The 2,019-nt window shown below is 59.5% G+C and carries 1 protein-coding gene; it reads right to left on the bottom strand.

Features of this window, described 5'->3' with window-relative positions:
- A partial coding sequence (gene bcsC / locus A7Z06_RS21470; RefSeq protein ID WP_105279586.1) for a cellulose synthase complex outer membrane protein BcsC occupies positions 1 to 2,019 on the bottom strand: 2,019 nt, incomplete at its 5' end.

Genomic DNA, 2,019 nt, shown 5'->3' on the forward strand with positions numbered 1-2,019 from the left:
TTACCAGTCGGCGTAAGGTATCAGCGGCTGCGGCGGTAAATCCATGTCGCCCTGCCATCCGGCGGCGGAATACCGCACGTAGAGCAGGAAATGGCTTGGCGCATAATCTTTCGCCTGCTGGATATCGATTGCCGTGCCGACAAACCAGTTGGACGTGACCCGACGCTCAAGTAACGCCCGCGCCGTGTAGCCAAAGCCCTGACTGCTGCCGCCGTCGTTGGTCTGGCTGGCGGCATCCTCTTTCCAGTCCGTCGGGATCAGGTTCATCAGCGGATAACGCGGCATGGTTTTGGTGCGCGAATGCGACCACGAGCCAGACGCGCCCAGCTCCCATGACCAGTTTTCCGTCCGCTCACGCCACATCACCGGTATGGCAAACGACAGGTATTCCTGCGGGCTGTAATAACCGCCCTGACCGAGTGAGTACCCACTCAGGTCTTTGTCGTAATGCCAGATCATATTGTTCAGGCCAATGGTCACACGGCGATTATTCTGGTTGATGACCTTATAGTAATAGCCCGTCATCCAGCGCACGCGCCAGTTATCTTCGACATTTTTGCCGGTTAACTGGTCGCCGCTAAGGGATGCCCAGACGCCGTTCGCTTCACCTTTATCGTAGCTCAGACTCAGTCCCACGCCATCGGCACGCACACCGCCCCATTTTTTCCCGGTATTGCCCGGAGAGTCTTTCTGCCCGCCAAAGGCCAGTAACGAACTGGAGATGGGGCGCCGATGGGCGTTAACGGTGTAACCAAGCGGCCCGATATCGTCGCTGTAACTGATGCCACCGACCACATCCACCACGTTGAAGCCCATCGGTGTGGTGCCGATATCCCAGCTCCAGACGTCATTTCGCCAGCCGACCGCCACGCTGGCGCCGGAATCCGACTGGCTGCGGTTGCCGCTACAGTCCTGCAACGTACAGGTGCCCCAGTTGTTATCCCATTTACCCTCAGCGTCGGCGGAAAAACTGCCGACGTTCATATTGACGAAATCACTGCGAAAGAACATCCGTCCGTCAGAATACGGTGCATCCACCTGCAACATGGTGGTGTGCGCTTTCAGGTCGGAGTAACCACCGGTGCCGCTCGATCCCCAGTAGTCGTGCTCCAGGGTGACGTTAAGATCCTGCTGGCGATAGAGATCCGCCGCATCGCTGCGCACGCCGCGCTTCAGCCAGTCGTCCTTCTCATCGTTACGGGTCAGACGGGTAAAGGTGTCGTTATCCTGCGGACGCGTCGTGGTCACACCGGATGCGACCATCGCGTCTTTGTAGGTTTCCAGCGCCTGCTCCGGATCGCCCGCCTGCGCTTCAAACCCTGCACCATCACGCAGTACCATCGCACTTTCCATCGACGGCGGCTGAGATTTTGCCTGCGGGATCAGCTTGTTAAACGTCTGCTGCGCCGCTGCGGTATCGCCAAGCTGCGCCTGTACCAGCGCCACGCGCCGCTGTGTATTCAGTGAGGTATTGTCGGTGGCGGGCAGTTTCGCCAGCTGGCTGCGTGCCGCCACTTTGTCACCGGCGGCGATATCCACTTCCGTCAGGCCAAGAATGGCATCAACGTTAGCTGGCTCCCGCGTCAGGACATTCTGATACGCCGCGCGGGCGGCGGTGTCATCACGTCGCTGCTGTGCCCAGTCGGCCAGGGTGAGGTCAATGCGCGTGGACGGTGGCTGTTGGCGCAGCATCGCTTCCGCTTCTGCCTCTTTACCGCTTTCACGCAGGCGGCTGGCGGTTTCCAGTACCTGATCGCTTTGCAGGCGGTTTGCCAGTTCCTGAATATTGCTGTTCCACTGCGCGCGCGGCAGGCTGTTGATATGCGCCAGCGCGGCTCTGTCCTGGTCGTGACCGGAAAGATACAGTCCGTAAGCGTAAACCTGCTCCGGATCGTTCGGCTTCTGTTGCGCCAGATTGCGCATTAACGTATCGGCCTGGCTGCGTTGTCCGGCCTGCCAGAGATCCTGCGAAAGCCGGTAAGTAATCCACACACTGCCGGGATCGAGCGCCAGTCGCTG

Source organism: Escherichia sp. MOD1-EC6819, from assembly GCF_002965765.1.
GTDB classification, from domain to species: Bacteria; Pseudomonadota; Gammaproteobacteria; order Enterobacterales; family Enterobacteriaceae; genus Escherichia; species Escherichia ruysiae.